At 58.5% G+C, this 629-nt stretch carries 1 pseudogene; it reads left to right on the top strand.

Annotated features, from left to right (window positions below):
• Window positions 1-629: pseudogene (locus tag EGJ27_RS24710) on the top strand (RHS repeat protein); the annotation flags it as partial.

The raw sequence follows: 629 nt of genomic DNA on the forward strand, positions 1-629 counted from the left end.
TACGCTTACGACCCGGTCGGCAATATCCTGCAGATCGAAGACACTGCCCAACCGATTCGTTTCTTTGCCAACCAGCGTGTCGAGCCGGTCAACCGTTACCGCTATGACACGCTGTATCAGTTGATCGAAGCCACCGGCCGCGAGGTCAATATCGGCGCCAGCCATGGGCCAGCACTGCCCGGTTTGCAGCCGCTGCCGCCCGATCCGAACCAGATCAGCAACTACACCCAAAACTACAGCTACGACAGCGCCGGTAATCTGTTGCAGATGCGCCATGTCGGCGCGCAAAACTTTACTCGCACGATGCGCGTGGCGGAGGACAGCAATCGCAGCCTGCCCGAAGATGAAACTGACGCGGACTTTGATACCGGCTTCGACCCCAATGGCAACCAGCTGCACCTGATACGCGGCCAGACTCTGGCCTGGGATGTACGCAACCAGTTACAGCAAATCACCATCGTCACCCGCGCCACCGAAGCCAGCGATAACGAGCGCTATATTTACGACGGCCAAGGCCAACGCTGTCGCAAGATCAACAGCACCCAAACCTCCAACCGCACCCTGAACAACGAGGTTCGTTACCTGCCGGGGCTGGAAATCCGCACCACGGCAGATGGTGAAATCCTGCA

Source organism: Pseudomonas sp. v388, assembly GCF_003935425.1.
In the GTDB taxonomy this organism is placed as follows: Bacteria; Pseudomonadota; Gammaproteobacteria; order Pseudomonadales; family Pseudomonadaceae; genus Aquipseudomonas.